A 15,604-nucleotide genomic window follows, 5' to 3' on the forward strand; every position below is an offset into this window, starting at 1 on the left:
TGGAGCAATACAATGAAACTGAACAAACTTGTCGGCGCAATTACCCTTACAGCCGCTGGTGTATTCTCAGCAGCATCTATGGCTGCTATTGACCCAACGTTACCTGTATATGAAAAAACGAGTGGCGTATCTGGTAACTTGTCTTCTGTCGGTTCTGATACTTTAGCGAATATGATGACGTTATGGGCTGAAGAGTTCAAACATATTTATCCAAACGTAAACATCCAAATTCAAGCTGCTGGTTCTTCTACTGCGCCACCAGCACTGACTGAAGGGACTTCACAGTTCGGCCCAATGAGCCGTAAGATGAAGCCTAATGAAGTTGAAGCTTTTGAAAAGCATTATGGTTATCAACCAACAGCGGTACGTGTAGCCATTGACGCCTTAGCGGTATTCGTACATAAAGATAACCCAATCACGGGATTAAGCATTGAGCAAATCGACAGTATTTTTTCGTCAACACACAAGTGTGGCGGTAAAGAGATTAATCGTTGGGGTGATGCCGGTTTAGAAGGTAATTGGAGCGCGAAAGACGTTCAGCTTTATGGTCGTAACTCAGTGTCTGGTACTTATGGTTACTTCAAAGAAAAAGCCTTATGTAAAGGCGATTTCCGTCCAAACGTGAACGAGCAACCGGGTTCTGCTTCTGTAGTACAGTCTGTATCGCAGTCGCTAAATGCAATTGGTTATTCAGGTATTGGTTATAAAACGGCGGGCGTTAAAGCTGTGGCAATATCAAAGAAAGGCGATAAGTTTATCGAAGCGACAGCTGCCAATGCTGCCAACGGTACTTACCCATTATCACGTTACTTATATGTTTATGTGAACAAGCATCCAAATAAAGACCTTTCGCCAATGGATCGTGAATTCTTACGCTTTGTATTGTCTAAGCAAGGTCAGCAAATTGTTGAGAAAGATGGCTATGTTCCTGTTCCAACTGCAGTAGTGACTAAAGATTTAGAAAAAGTGGGTATCAAGCTTTAATCGCTTAACCCTCCAAGACTAAAAGGCCTCATTTGAGGCCTTTTTTGTTTTTATGAATCTGAAAAGCTCAAAAAAATGACAAAAAAAAGCAACCTGACTAAGAGGTTGCTGCTATTGCTAAGGGCAATACTGTTGATAGCGTAAAACAACTATCTAATTAGGAGAATGATGATGAACAAAAAAACGCTACTAGCTACAAAAAATAAGTAATGCAAATTCGGTTCATATAATCAGACTGGGTTATTTCAATTTAGTTCCGCATTTTTTTAAAAAAGATTATTTATTTTTGAGGTGAGGTTATAAAAATTAAATATGCTACCTGAGTAATCTGACTATTTACTTGAAAATGCTATGATATTGTCATGCTCTAAAATGATAACGAAAGCGCAGAGGTTTATGTGACAACAGTGTTGAAAAGTACCGAAACAACCTTCGATGTAAACAAGGATTACCATTCAAGTGCGAATACTGATGCTTTATGCGTGCATCATCTTGATATTGCACTCAACGTGGATTTTGTTGCGCAGCAACTAAGCGGAACGGTAACGTTATTTTTTAATCGTAAACTGGCTCAATCTGTACTGATCATTGATGGTCGTGATTTATTGATTGATAGGGTCACCGACTTAAATGGCCTGCCATTAACCTATGAATGTGAAGACGTTAATTCGATTTTAGGACAGCGATGGTTGATTAATGTCGGTTTACTGATCACACAAGTGGTTGTGCATTATCATACCTCTCCTAAGGCGCAAGGGCTGCAATGGCTCAATGCAGAACAAACATTAGGCAAGCAGTTACCTTATTTGTTCAGTCAGTCACAACCCATCAATGCACGCAGCTGGCTACCTTTACAAGATAGCCCTAAAGCGCGAGTGACGTTTAATGCCACAATCAAAGTCCCTTTAGGGCTTCGCGCGGTAATGAGTGCTAATAATAATCCCGTCATGCCAGAAGATGGCATATTTACCTTTAGCATGGATAAGCCCATTCCCACTCATTTATTAGCCATAGCCGTAGGCGACTTAGCGTTTAAAGCTACAGGTCCTCGAAGTGGTATTTATACCGAACCAGGCATGCTTGAGGCTGCGGCGAATGAATTTGAAGATACTGAGTCGATGATTCAGGTGGCAGAATCGTTGCTTGGACCTTATGCATGGGGGCGCTACGACATGATAGTGCTGCCGCCAAGCTTTCCCTTTGGCGGTATGGAAAACCCGATGCTGGCATTTATGACACCCACATTGATTGCTGGCGATAAAAGTTTAGTTTCAACGGTTGCGCATGAATTAGCTCATTCCTGGACTGGCAATTTAGTCAGTAATGCGACATGGCGTGATCTATGGCTCAACGAAGGTTTTACCACTTATTTTACCAATCGAATTGTTGAAGCCGTGTATGGCACCGAGCAAGCCCAATTAGAGTGGGTCATTGAGTTTGGTCGCTTACAAGAAGAAATTCAATCAATGCCTTTAGTCGATCAAACATTGCCAGCCAATGTGCAATATCGCGATCCTAATTTGGCATTTAATCGTTTTACTTATGACAAAGCATCGATGTTTGTGCATGAACTTGAATCCCGGTTAGGTCGTGCCGCGTTTGATGCGTTTTTACTTCAGTACGTTAATCACTTTGCTTTTAGTGCCATTACGACAGAAAACTTCGTTGACTATGCGAAGCAAACCATACTCGTTGATCATGACGATCAGTTATCTGTAGATGAGTTAAACGAGTGGGTTTATGGACAGGGATTACCTGCTTGGTTTGAGGGGCCGACATCTACGAGCTTTGACAAGGTTGACTTCGCGATAGCGCAATTCATTAGCGGCACTGCTGCAAGTGATTTGTGCGTAACACAATGGCGTGTTCATCACTGGCAATATTTTTTAAGTAAATTACCGTTAATGGTTAGTCAGGCGATGCTATTAGATTTAGATGAGGTATTTAAATTTACCGGGCATCACAATGCTGAAATCGCCTGTGATTGGTATCGGGTCGCGATTCGTAATCTATTTGATCCAGTATTGCCCGCATTAACGGAGTATTTGTGCCAAATAGGCAGAGGTAAATTTGTGAGACCGTTATTCATTGAACTCCAGATTGCGGGTTATCACCAAGAGCTTAATGATATTTATGCCAGAGCTCGACTTGGCTATCACCCTTCATTACAAGTGCAATTAGATACCCTACTGCAGGTTGAACCTTCTCACGAAAAGACATAAAAAAATGGCAGCCTATTGGCTGCCAAAATAAATCTTTGCGGGTTGTCATTAACAGTGCGCTAGCGTGTTAATACTGCCCAATGGGGATGATGATGAACAATAAACATTAAAACCTGTAGCAATAACTCAATCCTAACCGAGGCTGAGGTGAGTAGGGTAAACCACTTTGCTGTGTTTGATTTAACTCCGGGGGAGAAGGCTAAATCAAACACTGCAACTCACATCAACCACATCTTATTCGTTACATATAATCAGACTGGGCGTTATTAAAAAAGTTCACAGAAATAATGAAATTGTTTCAATTTATTTTATAGGCATTATTTAGCACCACTTTAATCCAATGAAAGCTAACATCTGGAAAGAAATAGCAGGCAAAAAAATGGCAACCAATAAGGTTGCCTAAGTCGTTCTTTGTGGGGTGTCATTAACGGTGCGCTAGCGTGTTAATGCTCCCCAAATAGGGATGATGATGAACAATGAACATAAATCTGTAGCAGTAACTCAATCCTAACCGAGGCTGAGGTGAGTAGGGTAAACCACTTTGCTGTGTTTGATTTAACGCCGGGGGAGAAGGCTAAATCCTGACACTGCAACTCACATCAACCACATCTTATTCGTTACATATAATCAGACTGGGCGTTATTAAAAAAGTTCACAGAAATAATGAAATTGTTTAAATTTATTTTATAGGCATTATTTAGCACCACTTTAATCCAATGAAAGCTAACATCTGGAAAGAAATAGCAGGCAAAAAAATGGCAACCAATAAGGTTGCCTAAGTCGTTCTTTGTGGGGTGTCATTAACGGTGCGCTAGCGTGTTAATGCTCCCCAAATAGGGATGATGATGAACAATGAACATAAATCTGTAGCAGTAACTCAATCCTAACTGAGGCTGAGGTGAGTAGGGTAAACCACTTTGCTGTGTTTGATTTAACGCCGGGGGAGAAGGCTAAATCCTGACACTGCAACTCACATCAACCACATCTTATTCGTTACATATAATCAGACTGGGCGTTATTAAAAAAGTTCACAGAAATAATGAAATTGTTTAAATTTATTTTACAGGCATTATTTAGCACCACTTTAATCCAATGAAAGCTAACATCTGGAAAGAAATAGCAGGCAAAAAAATGGCAACCAATAAGGTTGCCTAAGTCGTTCTTTGTGGGGTGTCATTAACGGTGCGCTAGCGTGTTAATGCTCCCCAAATAGGGATGATGATGAACAATGAACATAAATCTGTTGTGGCAAGTCAGTTCAAAGCGTTGATATTCACTTTGGTACAAACCAGAAAAGTTGGAGGTGGACATTTTCTCGTTTGCGCTCTACTTGCTACTTATATTCAGACTGAGCGAACGATACAAAGTTCATTAAATTTTGCATTTGTGCTAAATATTTAATTTTTTACAATTAAAACAGAGGCTTAGCTTGATGTGGTCAACGGTTTTTGATCCTGTGGCAAGATAGACTCCAGTGTCAGGATAGTTGGTCGGTAATACTTAGACGAAGCAAACCTGTAAAGTATAAGTGCAACCTCATTTTCACTGATTGGTAGTACGGTGAGACGGATTCCTGTGAATAGGCGAGGCAAGTGATGTGACTTACTTTACTCAATTTATTTTATAAAGTGAGTTTTATTGCCCTTGGCAAGCTCGTTGAACGTCAGACATAAAAAAAGGCAATCAACTGATTGCCTATCGATCGATTTTTCGATCAAGGGGACCGCGCTAGAAGTCCCAGGGAGATGATGAACAATAGATGAAAAAAATAAATCTAACTGTTACTTATTTTGAGTAGCAAAGAGATAAAAAGTTCAAAAATGAGTGTATATTTTACGCTAAAAAAAACGATATTTTTGATACTTGATAATAATCATATGTTTAGATGAATATTTACTTGTCCATTATTGTGCTTTCTTACAATGTAAACAATATTGGCGATATCATGCTCAATGGTTAAGTGCACAGTGGTTAAGTGCTCAGTAGTTAAGTGCACAGTGGTTAAGTAGACTGTGGTTAAGTGCTCAATGGTTAAGTGTTTAGTGGTTAAGTCGGTAATGTTTAAGAGTTCAGTGTTTAAGCTAAAAGCTTTTCAATGACTTCTTTTAGCTCTTCAGGTTTGGTCGTAGGCGCATAACGGTTAACGACATTGCCATTTTTATCCACTAAAAATTTAGTAAAATTCCATTTGATAGACTCGCTACCAAGCAAACCTTTTGCTGATTTTTTAAGCTGTTGATACAGTGGGTGAGCGTTAGCACCATTGACTTCAACTTTGCTGAACAATGGGAATGACACTCCAAAGTTAAGTTCGCAGAACTGGCTTATTTCTTCTTCATTACCTTGTTCTTGCTTGCCAAACTGGTTGCATGGAAAACCTAAAATAACTAAACCTTTATCTTTATACTCTTGATTTAATGCTTCAAGTGATTGGTATTGTGGAGTAAACCCACATTTGCTCGCGGTATTAACGATCAGTAATACTTTATCTTTAAAGGTCTCCATGACGATATCATTGCCTTTAATGTCTTTTACGGTGATAGGGTAAATTGTGCTGCTCATCAGGGAACTCCAAATTGTCAAAAATTAACTATAATATATAGCCTATTCGTTAGCAATTAAATTGCGCGCAATCCAATATATCTATTTGCTTATCAATGACAATTTCAATATAGTTTGCGCTTATTTAACAAGTAGAATTAGGGGCGTGCTTATGAGTGATTTAAAGAACGAACTTAACTCTGAAGATGAAATCGAAACGAGCTCATCCCCTCAGGCTGATGTTAGCCAAGTCGTGCTTCAATTAACCGAAGCCGAAGGGGACGAGCAAGCCGAAGTGTTCAGTGAAATCTTGATTGATGCTGAACCCGGTACCATTGCATTATTACTCGAATCGTTACCGCTTGATGAACGTTATGAACGTTGGCAGCAAGTTGACGTAGAAGAACGTGTCGATGTCCTTAACTTAATGCGTGCAGATCCTCGTTTAGGCATTTTAAAGAAAATGCCAGATGAGGAGCTTGATTTACTCTTTTCGCAATTAAGTCCTGAAGATCTCATTGAATGGAGTGACTCGCTTCCCGATAACATCACTGATCGTGCATTGGCACAGATGGGTGAGCGTCAGCGTAAGCATTATGAGCTTTATAACCAATATACTGAAAATGAAATTGGTCGTTATGCCGATCACCAAATGTTGGCATTAAGTCCTGCATCAACGGTTGCCCAAGGTCAGCGTTTTTTTAGACGTATCGACTTAGACTGTAATGATCATTTATTTTTAGTTGATGTGAACGATAAATATCTTGGTACAGTTCGTCGCTACGATGTATTCAAAACGGTGGATACCGATACCACACTGCAATCGTTGAAGTGGGACGATAGTCGTGTAATTTCTGCTGATTCATCGTTAATTGAGGCAGCTGAAGCGATTGAGCACAGTCGTGAACTTGAACTGCCTGTGGTCGATGAAGACGGTATATTGATTGGTCGTATGACCTTGCGAACCGCAACGGCTTTAGTGCGTGAGCATTATGAAGCGCAGTTAATGGCAACGGCAGGTATGGATGAGCATGACGATTTGTTCGCACCGATTTTTGTTGGTGCTAAACGCCGTGCTGTATGGCTAGGAATTAACTTACTGACTGCATTTTTAGCTTCTGCCACCATCGGCATGTTTGAAAATGTATTATCCCAGGTGGTTGCGTTAGCAGTATTAATGCCAATTGTCGCCTCTATGGGCGGTATTGCAGGAAGCCAATCATTAACACTGATGATCCGTGGTATGGCAATGGGACAGATAACAGCCGGTAACGTCATGTCGTTAATGAAAAACGAACTTGGTATTGGCGCGTTAAATGGTACGTTATGGGCTATTGTCATCGGCATCATTGCCGGCTGGTGGTTTGATGATAATGTCATGGGTATTGTTATTGCCTGTGCGATTTTGATCAATATGGCGGTTGCGGCGATTGCAGGTGTCATGGTACCCATGATTTTGCAGCGCTTTAACCAAGATGCGGCATTATCGGGGTCTGTTATTTTAACGACAGTGACCGATGTGGTAGGATTTTTTACCTTTTTAGGTTTAGCTTCAATACTCTACCTGTAAAAAGGAAAATTACCTCATCAATATCGCTCAACGTTCATCGTATTATGAAGATGGTCTTGAATATTCAAGGCCATTTTTTTGCAACAAAAAAGCAAGTTGCAGGCAACTTGCTTTTTAAACTTGATGAGAAAATCCTGTTAAACTACTTCCACTTAGCAGGTGCGAACTCCATTTCAGCATTATCGTCAAAGTAACGACGTTTGGTATCACGACGACGTTGTTTTACCTTTTTCGATTTCGGTTTTCCCTTGATGTTATCGCCCCATGGCGCATCATCTTCATCAAATTCAAATGAGTGTGACATTTTCAACATTCCAGATAACTGTACCGCTGTTGGTACAGCCCCTTTTTACCTAAAGTTAATAATAAGCTAAAGCGAAATATTTCATTCTTGACGGTAAAAATTATTGCACGTAAATATGACAACAAAATGACAGTGTAATTTTTACTTTAGTGTCTCAATCTTTGTTGAGAGAGCGCGCATAAAGACATTGGGCTAATTGTTGCTGCCAGGTTTTTGGTTTTAAGATTGACTGCGAATGTGAGGTGTCTAACACACTGAAAGTAGGGCGCTTAACGCGAGAGTTATATTGTTCAGATGTCACAGGTGTTAATGTAATGGTTGCGGGGATTAACCCTAATGCTTCGGCTTGTGACTGTATCTCTTTAGCAAACTCATACCAAGTACACATGCCTGCATCACTCCAATGGTAAATTGGGAGCCATTGCTTTTGTAAACACAGTTTCCATAAAAAGTGAGCAAGATCATCAACCATCGTCGGGCTACCTGTTTGGTCATTTACCACATTAATATTGGGAATAAGACCTTGGGTTAACATTGCGCTATGGTGTGCTTGCGATAAAAGTTTCAACATCGTGGTGACAAAATTTTTGCCGCTATGATGATAGAGCCAAGAAGTGCGAACAATGCAAAACTGACTCGATTGCTGTTGTAAAATAATGTTTTCGGCAAGTAATTTTGATTGACCATATACATTAATGGCAGATGGCGTTTGGTTAACGGTATAAGGAAGTGATGACAGTCCATCAAATACATAATCTGTAGATAATTGGATGAACCTAATACCATATTGACGAGCCGCTTTAGCCATAAACCTAACGGCATCAACATTAGTTTGCATGACTTGCGTGACGTTTGATTCAGCACGTTCTACATCAGTATAGGCTGCGCAATTGATAATAATGTCTGGCCTATAACGGGCTAACGCCTCATCAATGAGTTGAGGTTGAGTGATATTAACTTGCTGATGAGTTAATTGAATCAGCTCAAAATATCCCGGTTGGGTGCGTTTTAACGCTTTAGCCAACTGACCTGTTTGGCCAAATGTAAGTATTCTCATTAGCTATTAGCCAAATACCATTGCACGGTGTTACGTAAACCATCTTCAAAAGATTGTTTCGGTGTCCAGTTGAGTTCAGTTGTTATTTTACTCGCATCGATAGCATAACGTTGATCATGTCCTAATCTATCCTCTACATGACGGATTAATAGCTTGAATCCGTTATTGGTAGCGAGATGATGCTCAGGCATTAAGGTACTCAAATGTTTGCAAATTGACTGAACAACTTGAAGGTTAGTGTGTTCATTATTGCCACCAATAGTGTAGGTCTCACCGATACGCCCTCGGGTTAATACTGCTAATAGCGCGTCGACATGGTCTTCAACATGCAACCAATCACGGATTTGTTGACCATGACCGTAAATCGGTATGTGTTCACCTAATATTGCACGATTAATGGTTAACGGGATCAGTTTTTCTGGGTGTTGATACGGCCCATAATTATTTGAACAATAACTGATTAACGTAGGGAGTCCATATGTTCTATGCCAAGCTTTTACGAGGTGATCGCTCGACGCTTTACTCGCAGAATAAGGCGAGCTTGGTGCATAAGCACTTTGTTCATTAAAGTAACCGGTTTGAGGTAAGTCGCCAAAGACTTCGTCTGTGGAAATATGATGAAATCGAAAACGTTTTGCTTTATGTGATGGTAAATCATTAAAAAAGGTTCGACTCGCTTCGAGCAAGTTGAACGTGCCAACAATATTGGTTTGAATAAAGGATGCTGGGCCTGCTATTGACCTATCAACATGACTTTCAGCCGCTAGATGCATTACGACATCGGGTTGATGACGTTCAAACACGGATTGAACTAACTTATCATCGCAGATGTCACCTTTAATAAAATGATATCGTTGGCTATCTTTGATTGAAGATAAGCTCAGAGGATTGGCTGCATAGGTGAGTTTATCGAGATTGATAACACTGTGCGGTGTTTGGGCCATGATATGGCGTACCAACGTCGAACCAATAAAACCACTTCCTCCTGAAATGAGTATTTTTAGTGCGTGTCCGTTTTGTTCTGTCATTACGTTAAGCACCAAATGCAATAATGTGAGGGTTTATTTCAGGGTTATCTTTATTGGACACAATGGGAGCAATATGAGTCTTTATTGGCCATTGAATATTCAGTGTTGGGTCATTCCATGCCATGGTGTGCTCGTCGTCCGGTCGGTAATATTCTGAACATTTATAGATAATGTCAGCGACCTCTGATAATACGTAAAAGCCATGTGCGAACCCCGCAGGGATCCACATTTGATAACCGTTTTCATCTGAGAGTTGTTGACCTATCCATTTGCCATAGGTGGACGATCCTAGTCTTAAATCTACCGCAACATCGAATATGCAGCCGCTCGATACTCGGATTAACTTACCTTGAGGGAAACGTTGTTGAAAATGAAGCCCTCTTAATACATTGTTCATTGAGCGAGACTGATTTTCTTGTACTAATTGAGGAATTTTCAGATTTCTTTGAGTGAAGGCATCATCAAACACATTTTGACGTAATGTCTCCATAAAAAATCCACGTTCATCGACGAACTTTTGTGGGCTAAACAAGAAGACTTCATCAAGCTCGGTATTAATGCATTTCATTGGGAAAATTCTTATTGAGTAATGACAGTAAATACTGGCCATAGCCACTTTTGATGAGTTGGTTCGCAAGTAAAGTTAACTGTTGTTGATCGATTAACCCCATTGAAAAAGCCACTTCCTCTGGGCAAGATATTTTTAATCCCTGTCGCTTTTCAATTGCAGCGATATATTGAGTTGCTTCAGCCATCGCATCAGGTGTACCTGTATCTAACCATGCTGTGCCACGGCCTAAAATACTCACATTAAGGTCGTTATTGTCTAAATATTGCTGAATAACATCGACAATCTCAAGTTCACCTCTTTGTGAAGGCAATACCTTTTTAGCGTATTGACATGCTTTATGATCAAAAAAGTATAATCCAGGCATGGCGAAATTTGATTTTGGTATTGCGGGCTTTTCTGTAATGGATATGACTTTGCTTTGTTGATCAAACTCAATAACCCCATAGGCTTGCGGATTAGCAACATGATAACCAAATATGGCTGCGCCAGTCATGTTATTCGCTGCTTGTAATGTTGTTTGCAGCTGATGACCATAAAAAAGGTTATCCCCTAAAATCAGCGCGCTAGGACTACCATCAAGAAAAGGTTCAGCAAGAATGAGTGCTTGAGCTAAGCCTTCTGGTTTAGCTTGAATGGTATAATCAATACTGATGCCCCATTGATGACCATTTTTTAAGAGTGATTTAAAAAGAGGTAAATCTGTTTCAGTACAAATAACCAAAATTTCAGTGATACCTGCTTGCATTAAGGTGCAAAGAGGATAATAAATCATCGGCTTGTCGTATATGGGTAATAACTGTTTACAGACAACTTGTGTGATGGGATAAAGTCGTGTGCCTGAACCACCCGCTAATAAAATACCTTTTCTCATTTAACTGTCTTCAAGTGTCTAATCTGATAATTTTAACACAGCTAAAGTCAATAAAGCATGGCACATTCGTGCAATAAACCTGTGTTCGGGGTAATTAACTGCCGATGGGGTGATCTAAGCCTTTTATTTTATCAACCCGATAGCGCTCTGAATCGGGTCCAGTAATTCTTTTATGTTCTACGTCCAGTAGATAGAGATGGTCTGGCAATACCTGATAAATATGGCCACGGTCTAATATGATAATGTTACCCGTTTTATCCCACTCAAATGTACCGCGACCTTGGAATGGATAGGGGTCACTGCCTAATCTTACAGTATGGATAATGTAATAATTGGGGGGAAGCAGTTCGATGGTGGTATCCATGCCGTCACAGCTAGGACAAGGAAAAACGCCATGATAAACCCCTTGCCATTGGATTTTATTCATACTGCTGTTTGCTAAATCGTCAACGGTGGGAGTTTGTTGACCACATCCAAACAATACTAAGCTAAGTATTAACCATGCATTTTTCATCTAAAGTCCTTTTAGACATTGTATTGACGCGTTGCTATTACTGTCGGGATGAATTTTTAATGATTTTAGTTAACAACGCACCAGTGTTCTATTGTGTATCGTTCCGATATAGGTTGTTTTAATATCCCTTAATCCTGAACTAGGCGAATGAACTACACTTTTTATACCATAGTTTTTAATTTTACAGCCTTATACTTTAGTTGTGATTTCAAAAAACTGTTTTATCTCATCAATTTGATCCATAGCATCTTGATACCCTAAATCGATTAACGTGGTTGTGTAGCTTTTTTCGAATAATAAATAAGACACAATACTCGAGTCTGATTGCCTATTAATCCCAAAAAACTTTAACAGCGTCCTAATGGCGAATGGCATGTCATCATAAAAACGCGCCGCTATTCGACTGAGATCTTGACTTGGCTTTATCACTAATGTGTCAATATGCCGAAGATTTAATACCTCTTTGTCTTGTGGCGATATCATCGCTAATGTGTTGTTAACTCGCTGTAAGCGTTCTAAATCACTGTTGAGTGTATCGGAGAAAATGGTATCTAATAAATGGCCGGCGATAGTGGCTGTTTTGGGGTGGTATTCAAACTCGATAGGAAAATGTTTGTGCGGGCTGTCTAGATTAATCACAAATATTTTATTGGCGCCTAGATGGATTGGGCTTGAAAGAGGGGATAATTGGTGTACCGAGCCATCGCCATAATAAGCCTGATTAAGTTTAATTGATGGGAATACCATAGGAATGGCTGAACTTGCCAATAAATGTTCCGTATTCAATAAACTGCGTAATCCTATCCGCCTTGCTCGTTGCCAATCTTCAATGTTGTCGTTACCTTGATAAAAACTGTACGAGCGCGAGTTGTTGTAGCAAGAGGCATCGACACTAATCGCTGTTAGCGCTTTATTACTTATATTTCGGTCTATGCGTTTAAAGTCGATAAGATTATTGAGGAGTTCACGCAGTGGTTGGTTATCTAATAAACTGCCGGCGTCAGTGTTAACTTTGTCGTCTTGTAACCCTTTAATGGCCATTCGCCCTAAATGCCGGAGCACTTGTGCAATACTGGTGCGATAGACTTGTTTTGTTTCAAAGTGACGCCAAACCCAGTCGAGTTTTTTGACCGCAAGATGAAAGCAAGATGCATGCGTGGCTAAAGAGATGGCGTTAATGGCGCCAGCAGAGGTACCGCAAATAATATCAAATGGCACATGATGATTACGCGGATAAAATTGCACTAACGCTTTAAGCACACCAATTTGATATGCCGCTCTAGCGCCACCGCCACCTAAAACTATCGCTGTAGAGACTGCCAATCGATATCCTTAATAGAGTAATAGGAGAAGATATTAGTATGAATTCTTTTGTTATTACATACCAGCTAGCAAAGTACAATACGGTATTCCATCGAAAGTTTATATCAAGCCCAATAAAAAAACGCACTAAAAAGTGCGTTTTTTTGAGTTTGATAATGAGGCTAGCGGCGATTAACCTTTAGCAGCATTTGTCAAAAATTCAACAATTTGGTCGAATGGAATATCTTGTTTCTCACCGGTGCGACGGTTTTTGTATTCAAATACACCCGCATCGATATTGCGATCACCAATTACGACAACATGAGGTAAGCCTATTAATTCCATATCAGCAAACATCACGCCTGGACGCTCCTTACGGTCATCCATTAATACTTCAACACCCGCGTCTGCTAGGTCTTGGTAAAGTTTTTCTGCAATGTCAGCTACGCGATGAGACTTATGCATGTTCATCGGTAAGATACCCACGGTGAACGGGGCAAGGGCTTCTGGCCAAATGATGCCGCGGTCATCGTAATTTTGCTCAATGGCAGCAGCGACTATACGGCTTACGCCGACGCCGTAACAACCCATCAATAACACCTGTGCCTTACCATTTTCGTCTAACACTGTGGCATTCATGGCTTTAGAGTAGTTAGTACCAAGTTGGAAAATATGGCCCACTTCAATACCACGAGCCATCGCATAAGTGCCAAGGCCATCTGGTGTCGGTTCACCTTCAACAACATTGCGGATATCGGCAACCGTTGCGAGCGGTAAGTCACGCTCCCAGTTAATACCAAAATAATGCTTATCTTCTGCATTAGCGCCAGCAGCAAAGTCGCTCATGATGGTGACACTATGATCAATAATAATTGGCATCGTTAACCCAACAGGTCCGATAGAACCTGGGCCTGCGCCAACGGCATCACGAATTTCGGCTTCTGATGCGAACTCAAATGGCGAAGCAACTAATTCAAGTTTGTCCGCTTTGATTTCGTTCAGTTCGTGATCGCCACGAATAACCAATGCGACTAACGGTGCTTCTTCTGTTGCACCTTTAACGATTAATGTTTTGACTGTCTTGGTAATCACTAAACTGAATTGTTCAACAAGCTCAGCGATAGTTTTAGCATTAGGCGTATCCACTAATGTCATTGCTTGAGTTGGTTCTGGACGAGCTTCAGTTGGGATTGGCGATTCAGCCTTTTCAATGTTAGCCGCGTAATCGCTGCCTGTTGAGTAAGCAATTAAGTCTTCGCCGCTGTTTGCAAGCACATGGAACTCATGGGACATGCTGCCACCGATAGAGCCTGTGTCAGCTAATACAGGACGGAACTCTAAGCCCATGCGGGTAAGGATATTGCAATATGCGGTATGCATTGCATGGTACGTGCTGTCCATGGTTTCTTGATCTAAATGGAAAGAATAAGCATCTTTCATTAAGAACTCACGAGCACGCATCACACCAAAACGTGGACGAACTTCATCACGGAATTTAGTTTGTACTTGATAAAGCGTCAGCGGTAATTGTTTATATGAACTGAGTTCTTTGCGCACTAAGTCAGTGATCACTTCTTCGTGGGTTGGCCCCAGTACGAAATCACGGTTGTGACGGTCTTGAAAACGCAGTAATTCTGGGCCAAACTTTTCCCAGCGACCGGTTTCAACCCATAAGTCAGCTGGCTGAACTAGCGGCATTAAGATTTCAATGGCACCTGTTTTGTTCATTTCTTCACGAACAATGGCTTCTACTTTACGCAAAACACGTAAACCAGAGGGTAACCAGCTGTAAAGACCTGATGCGTTACGACGGATCATACCGGCGCGAAGCATTAACTGATGACTAATCACCTCTGCATTAGCAGGGGTTTCTTTTTGTGTTGAAAGCAGGTACTTACTAACTCGCATTACCGATGTCCAAAATAGTAGCTATGAATGATCGTCATTTTAGCACCTGCATCAATGATGTCACCTGCTAATTCGACTCAAAATAAGGCTTTATGGTGCTTTATGAGTATTAGGTGATTATTTATCTCGCCTATCACCAATCACTCGAGCGGGATTGCCGGCCACAATGGCGTAGTCTGCTACATTTTTTGTGACAATACTGCCCATACCTATTACGGCATGATGACCAATGGTTACCCCATCGACAATGCCTGCTTGGGCACCAATCCAAACATCTTCGCCGATAATCACACCTTTAGAGTTTGCGGGTTGTTGATATATTGGAGTATCAGGAGACATGCCATGATTGAATGCATAAACAGTGACATTATTGGCAATACGCGTTTGATGACCTATTTTAATGCCATTTCGCCCGCCATCTAAGCTACAACCATGATTAATCGCTACCTCATTACCTAGGACTATTGGCCCGTGCATGAACACATCTGCAGCAATCATGCATCGATTACCAATGGTGATATCACGACCAGGCTCAGCAAAAAGTTGTGCCTGTGGTGCGATAAAACAATGTTCGCCTATATGAACGGTTTCGAGTTGACTCAGTTGCTGTTGAATTTCATCTTGCCAGGGCTTGGCCCACAACAAGTGTTTAGGTTTTAATGAAAAATACAGCCAAGGCATCCAAGATAAACGCTTTTTGTGCTGACTTTGATAGTCAATCTCTGCCATGAC

At 40.8% G+C, this 15,604-nt stretch carries 13 protein-coding genes; 3 read left to right on the forward strand and 10 right to left on the reverse strand.

Annotated elements, in window-relative coordinates; genetic code table 11:
* Positions 1 to 12 precede the first annotated feature (12 nt).
* Entirely contained in the window at positions 13 to 984 is a 972-nt protein-coding gene (locus AC19MV_RS13220) for a PstS family phosphate ABC transporter substrate-binding protein (RefSeq protein ID WP_432401649.1), read from the forward strand.
* A 398-nt stretch (positions 985 to 1,382) separates the two neighbouring features.
* On the forward strand, positions 1,383 to 3,206 hold the full coding sequence (locus AC19MV_RS13225) for a M1 family metallopeptidase (RefSeq protein ID WP_498308124.1): 1,824 nt from the start codon (positions 1,383 to 1,385) through the stop codon (positions 3,204 to 3,206).
* A 2,076-nt stretch (positions 3,207 to 5,282) separates the two neighbouring features.
* On the opposite strand, the gene AC19MV_RS13230 is transcribed toward AC19MV_RS13225, so the two are convergent.
* Positions 5,283 to 5,768 (reverse strand): glutathione peroxidase, encoded by a 486-nt coding sequence (locus tag AC19MV_RS13230; protein ID WP_432401654.1) that lies wholly within the window; start codon positions 5,766 to 5,768, stop codon positions 5,283 to 5,285.
* Between the two features lie 151 nt (positions 5,769 to 5,919).
* Between AC19MV_RS13230 and AC19MV_RS13235 the strand changes: the two genes are divergently transcribed.
* Positions 5,920 to 7,317 carry a magnesium transporter gene (locus tag AC19MV_RS13235; protein WP_432401657.1) on the forward strand — a complete coding sequence of 466 codons (1,398 nt, stop codon included), beginning with the start codon at positions 5,920 to 5,922 and terminating at the stop codon, positions 7,315 to 7,317.
* Positions 7,318 to 7,459: 142 nt separating this feature from the next.
* Here AC19MV_RS13235 and AC19MV_RS13240 read toward each other — a convergent pair whose 3' ends face one another.
* From AC19MV_RS13240 to AC19MV_RS13280, 9 genes are all read right to left on the reverse strand, one after another.
* Positions 7,460 to 7,621 carry a hypothetical protein gene (locus AC19MV_RS13240; protein WP_041413129.1) on the reverse strand — a complete coding sequence of 54 codons (162 nt, stop codon included), beginning with the start codon at positions 7,619 to 7,621 and terminating at the stop codon, positions 7,460 to 7,462.
* Positions 7,622 to 7,775: 154 nt separating this feature from the next.
* Positions 7,776 to 8,678, reverse strand: coding sequence for a dTDP-4-dehydrorhamnose reductase (gene rfbD / locus AC19MV_RS13245; RefSeq protein ID WP_498308126.1), 903 nt, complete (start codon positions 8,676 to 8,678; stop codon positions 7,776 to 7,778).
* Positions 8,678 to 9,706 (reverse strand): dTDP-glucose 4,6-dehydratase, encoded by a 1,029-nt coding sequence (gene rfbB / locus AC19MV_RS13250; protein ID WP_498308128.1) that lies wholly within the window; start codon positions 9,704 to 9,706, stop codon positions 8,678 to 8,680. The genes rfbD and rfbB overlap by 1 nt, the downstream gene beginning before the upstream one ends.
* 4 nt (positions 9,707 to 9,710) lie before the next feature.
* Positions 9,711 to 10,274 (reverse strand): dTDP-4-dehydrorhamnose 3,5-epimerase, encoded by a 564-nt coding sequence (rfbC, locus tag AC19MV_RS13255; RefSeq protein ID WP_498298992.1) that lies wholly within the window; start codon positions 10,272 to 10,274, stop codon positions 9,711 to 9,713.
* Complete coding sequence (gene rfbA, locus AC19MV_RS13260; RefSeq protein ID WP_498308130.1) at positions 10,261 to 11,148, reverse strand: glucose-1-phosphate thymidylyltransferase RfbA; 888 nt, start codon at positions 11,146 to 11,148, stop codon at positions 10,261 to 10,263. Before rfbA ends, rfbC begins: the two co-directional genes overlap by 14 nt.
* Before the next feature lie 94 nt (positions 11,149 to 11,242).
* Positions 11,243 to 11,662: a copper resistance protein NlpE gene (locus tag AC19MV_RS13265; protein ID WP_498308131.1), complete on the reverse strand. Its 420-nt coding sequence runs from the start codon at positions 11,660 to 11,662 to the stop codon at positions 11,243 to 11,245.
* A gap of 189 nt (positions 11,663 to 11,851) precedes the next feature.
* Positions 11,852 to 12,985 carry a patatin-like phospholipase family protein gene (locus AC19MV_RS13270; protein WP_498308132.1) on the reverse strand — a complete coding sequence of 378 codons (1,134 nt, stop codon included), beginning with the start codon at positions 12,983 to 12,985 and terminating at the stop codon, positions 11,852 to 11,854.
* Between the two features lie 171 nt (positions 12,986 to 13,156).
* Entirely contained in the window at positions 13,157 to 14,872 is a 1,716-nt protein-coding gene (locus AC19MV_RS13275; protein WP_498308134.1) for a proline--tRNA ligase, read from the reverse strand.
* Positions 14,873 to 14,989: 117 nt separating this feature from the next.
* On the reverse strand, positions 14,990 to 15,601 hold the full coding sequence (locus tag AC19MV_RS13280; protein ID WP_498308136.1) for an acyltransferase: 612 nt from the start codon (positions 15,599 to 15,601) through the stop codon (positions 14,990 to 14,992).
* Positions 15,602 to 15,604 lie beyond the last annotated feature (3 nt).

This window comes from Shewanella sp. MF05913, assembly GCF_059758095.1.

Bases quoted from the DNA above. Each gene is read 5' to 3' on its own strand.
- AC19MV_RS13220 (WP_432401649.1), top strand. From the start codon at position 13: ATGAAACTGAACAAACTTGTCGGCGCAATTACCCTTACAGCCGCTGGT.
- AC19MV_RS13230 (WP_432401654.1), bottom strand. From the start codon at position 5,768: ATGAGCAGCACAATTTACCCTATCACCGTAAAAGACATTAAAGGCAAT.
- AC19MV_RS13235 (WP_432401657.1), top strand. From the start codon at position 5,920: ATGAGTGATTTAAAGAACGAACTTAACTCTGAAGATGAAATCGAAACG.
- AC19MV_RS13240 (WP_041413129.1), bottom strand. From the start codon at position 7,621: ATGTCACACTCATTTGAATTTGATGAAGATGATGCGCCATGGGGCGAT.
- rfbD (WP_498308126.1), bottom strand. From the start codon at position 8,678: ATGAGAATACTTACATTTGGCCAAACAGGTCAGTTGGCTAAAGCGTTA.
- rfbB (WP_498308128.1), bottom strand. From the start codon at position 9,706: ATGACAGAACAAAACGGACACGCACTAAAAATACTCATTTCAGGAGGA.
- rfbC (WP_498298992.1), bottom strand. From the start codon at position 10,274: ATGAAATGCATTAATACCGAGCTTGATGAAGTCTTCTTGTTTAGCCCA.
- rfbA (WP_498308130.1), bottom strand. From the start codon at position 11,148: ATGAGAAAAGGTATTTTATTAGCGGGTGGTTCAGGCACACGACTTTAT.
- AC19MV_RS13265 (WP_498308131.1), bottom strand. From the start codon at position 11,662: ATGAAAAATGCATGGTTAATACTTAGCTTAGTATTGTTTGGATGTGGT.
- AC19MV_RS13275 (WP_498308134.1), bottom strand. From the start codon at position 14,872: ATGCGAGTTAGTAAGTACCTGCTTTCAACACAAAAAGAAACCCCTGCT.
- AC19MV_RS13280 (WP_498308136.1), bottom strand. From the start codon at position 15,601: ATGGCAGAGATTGACTATCAAAGTCAGCACAAAAAGCGTTTATCTTGG.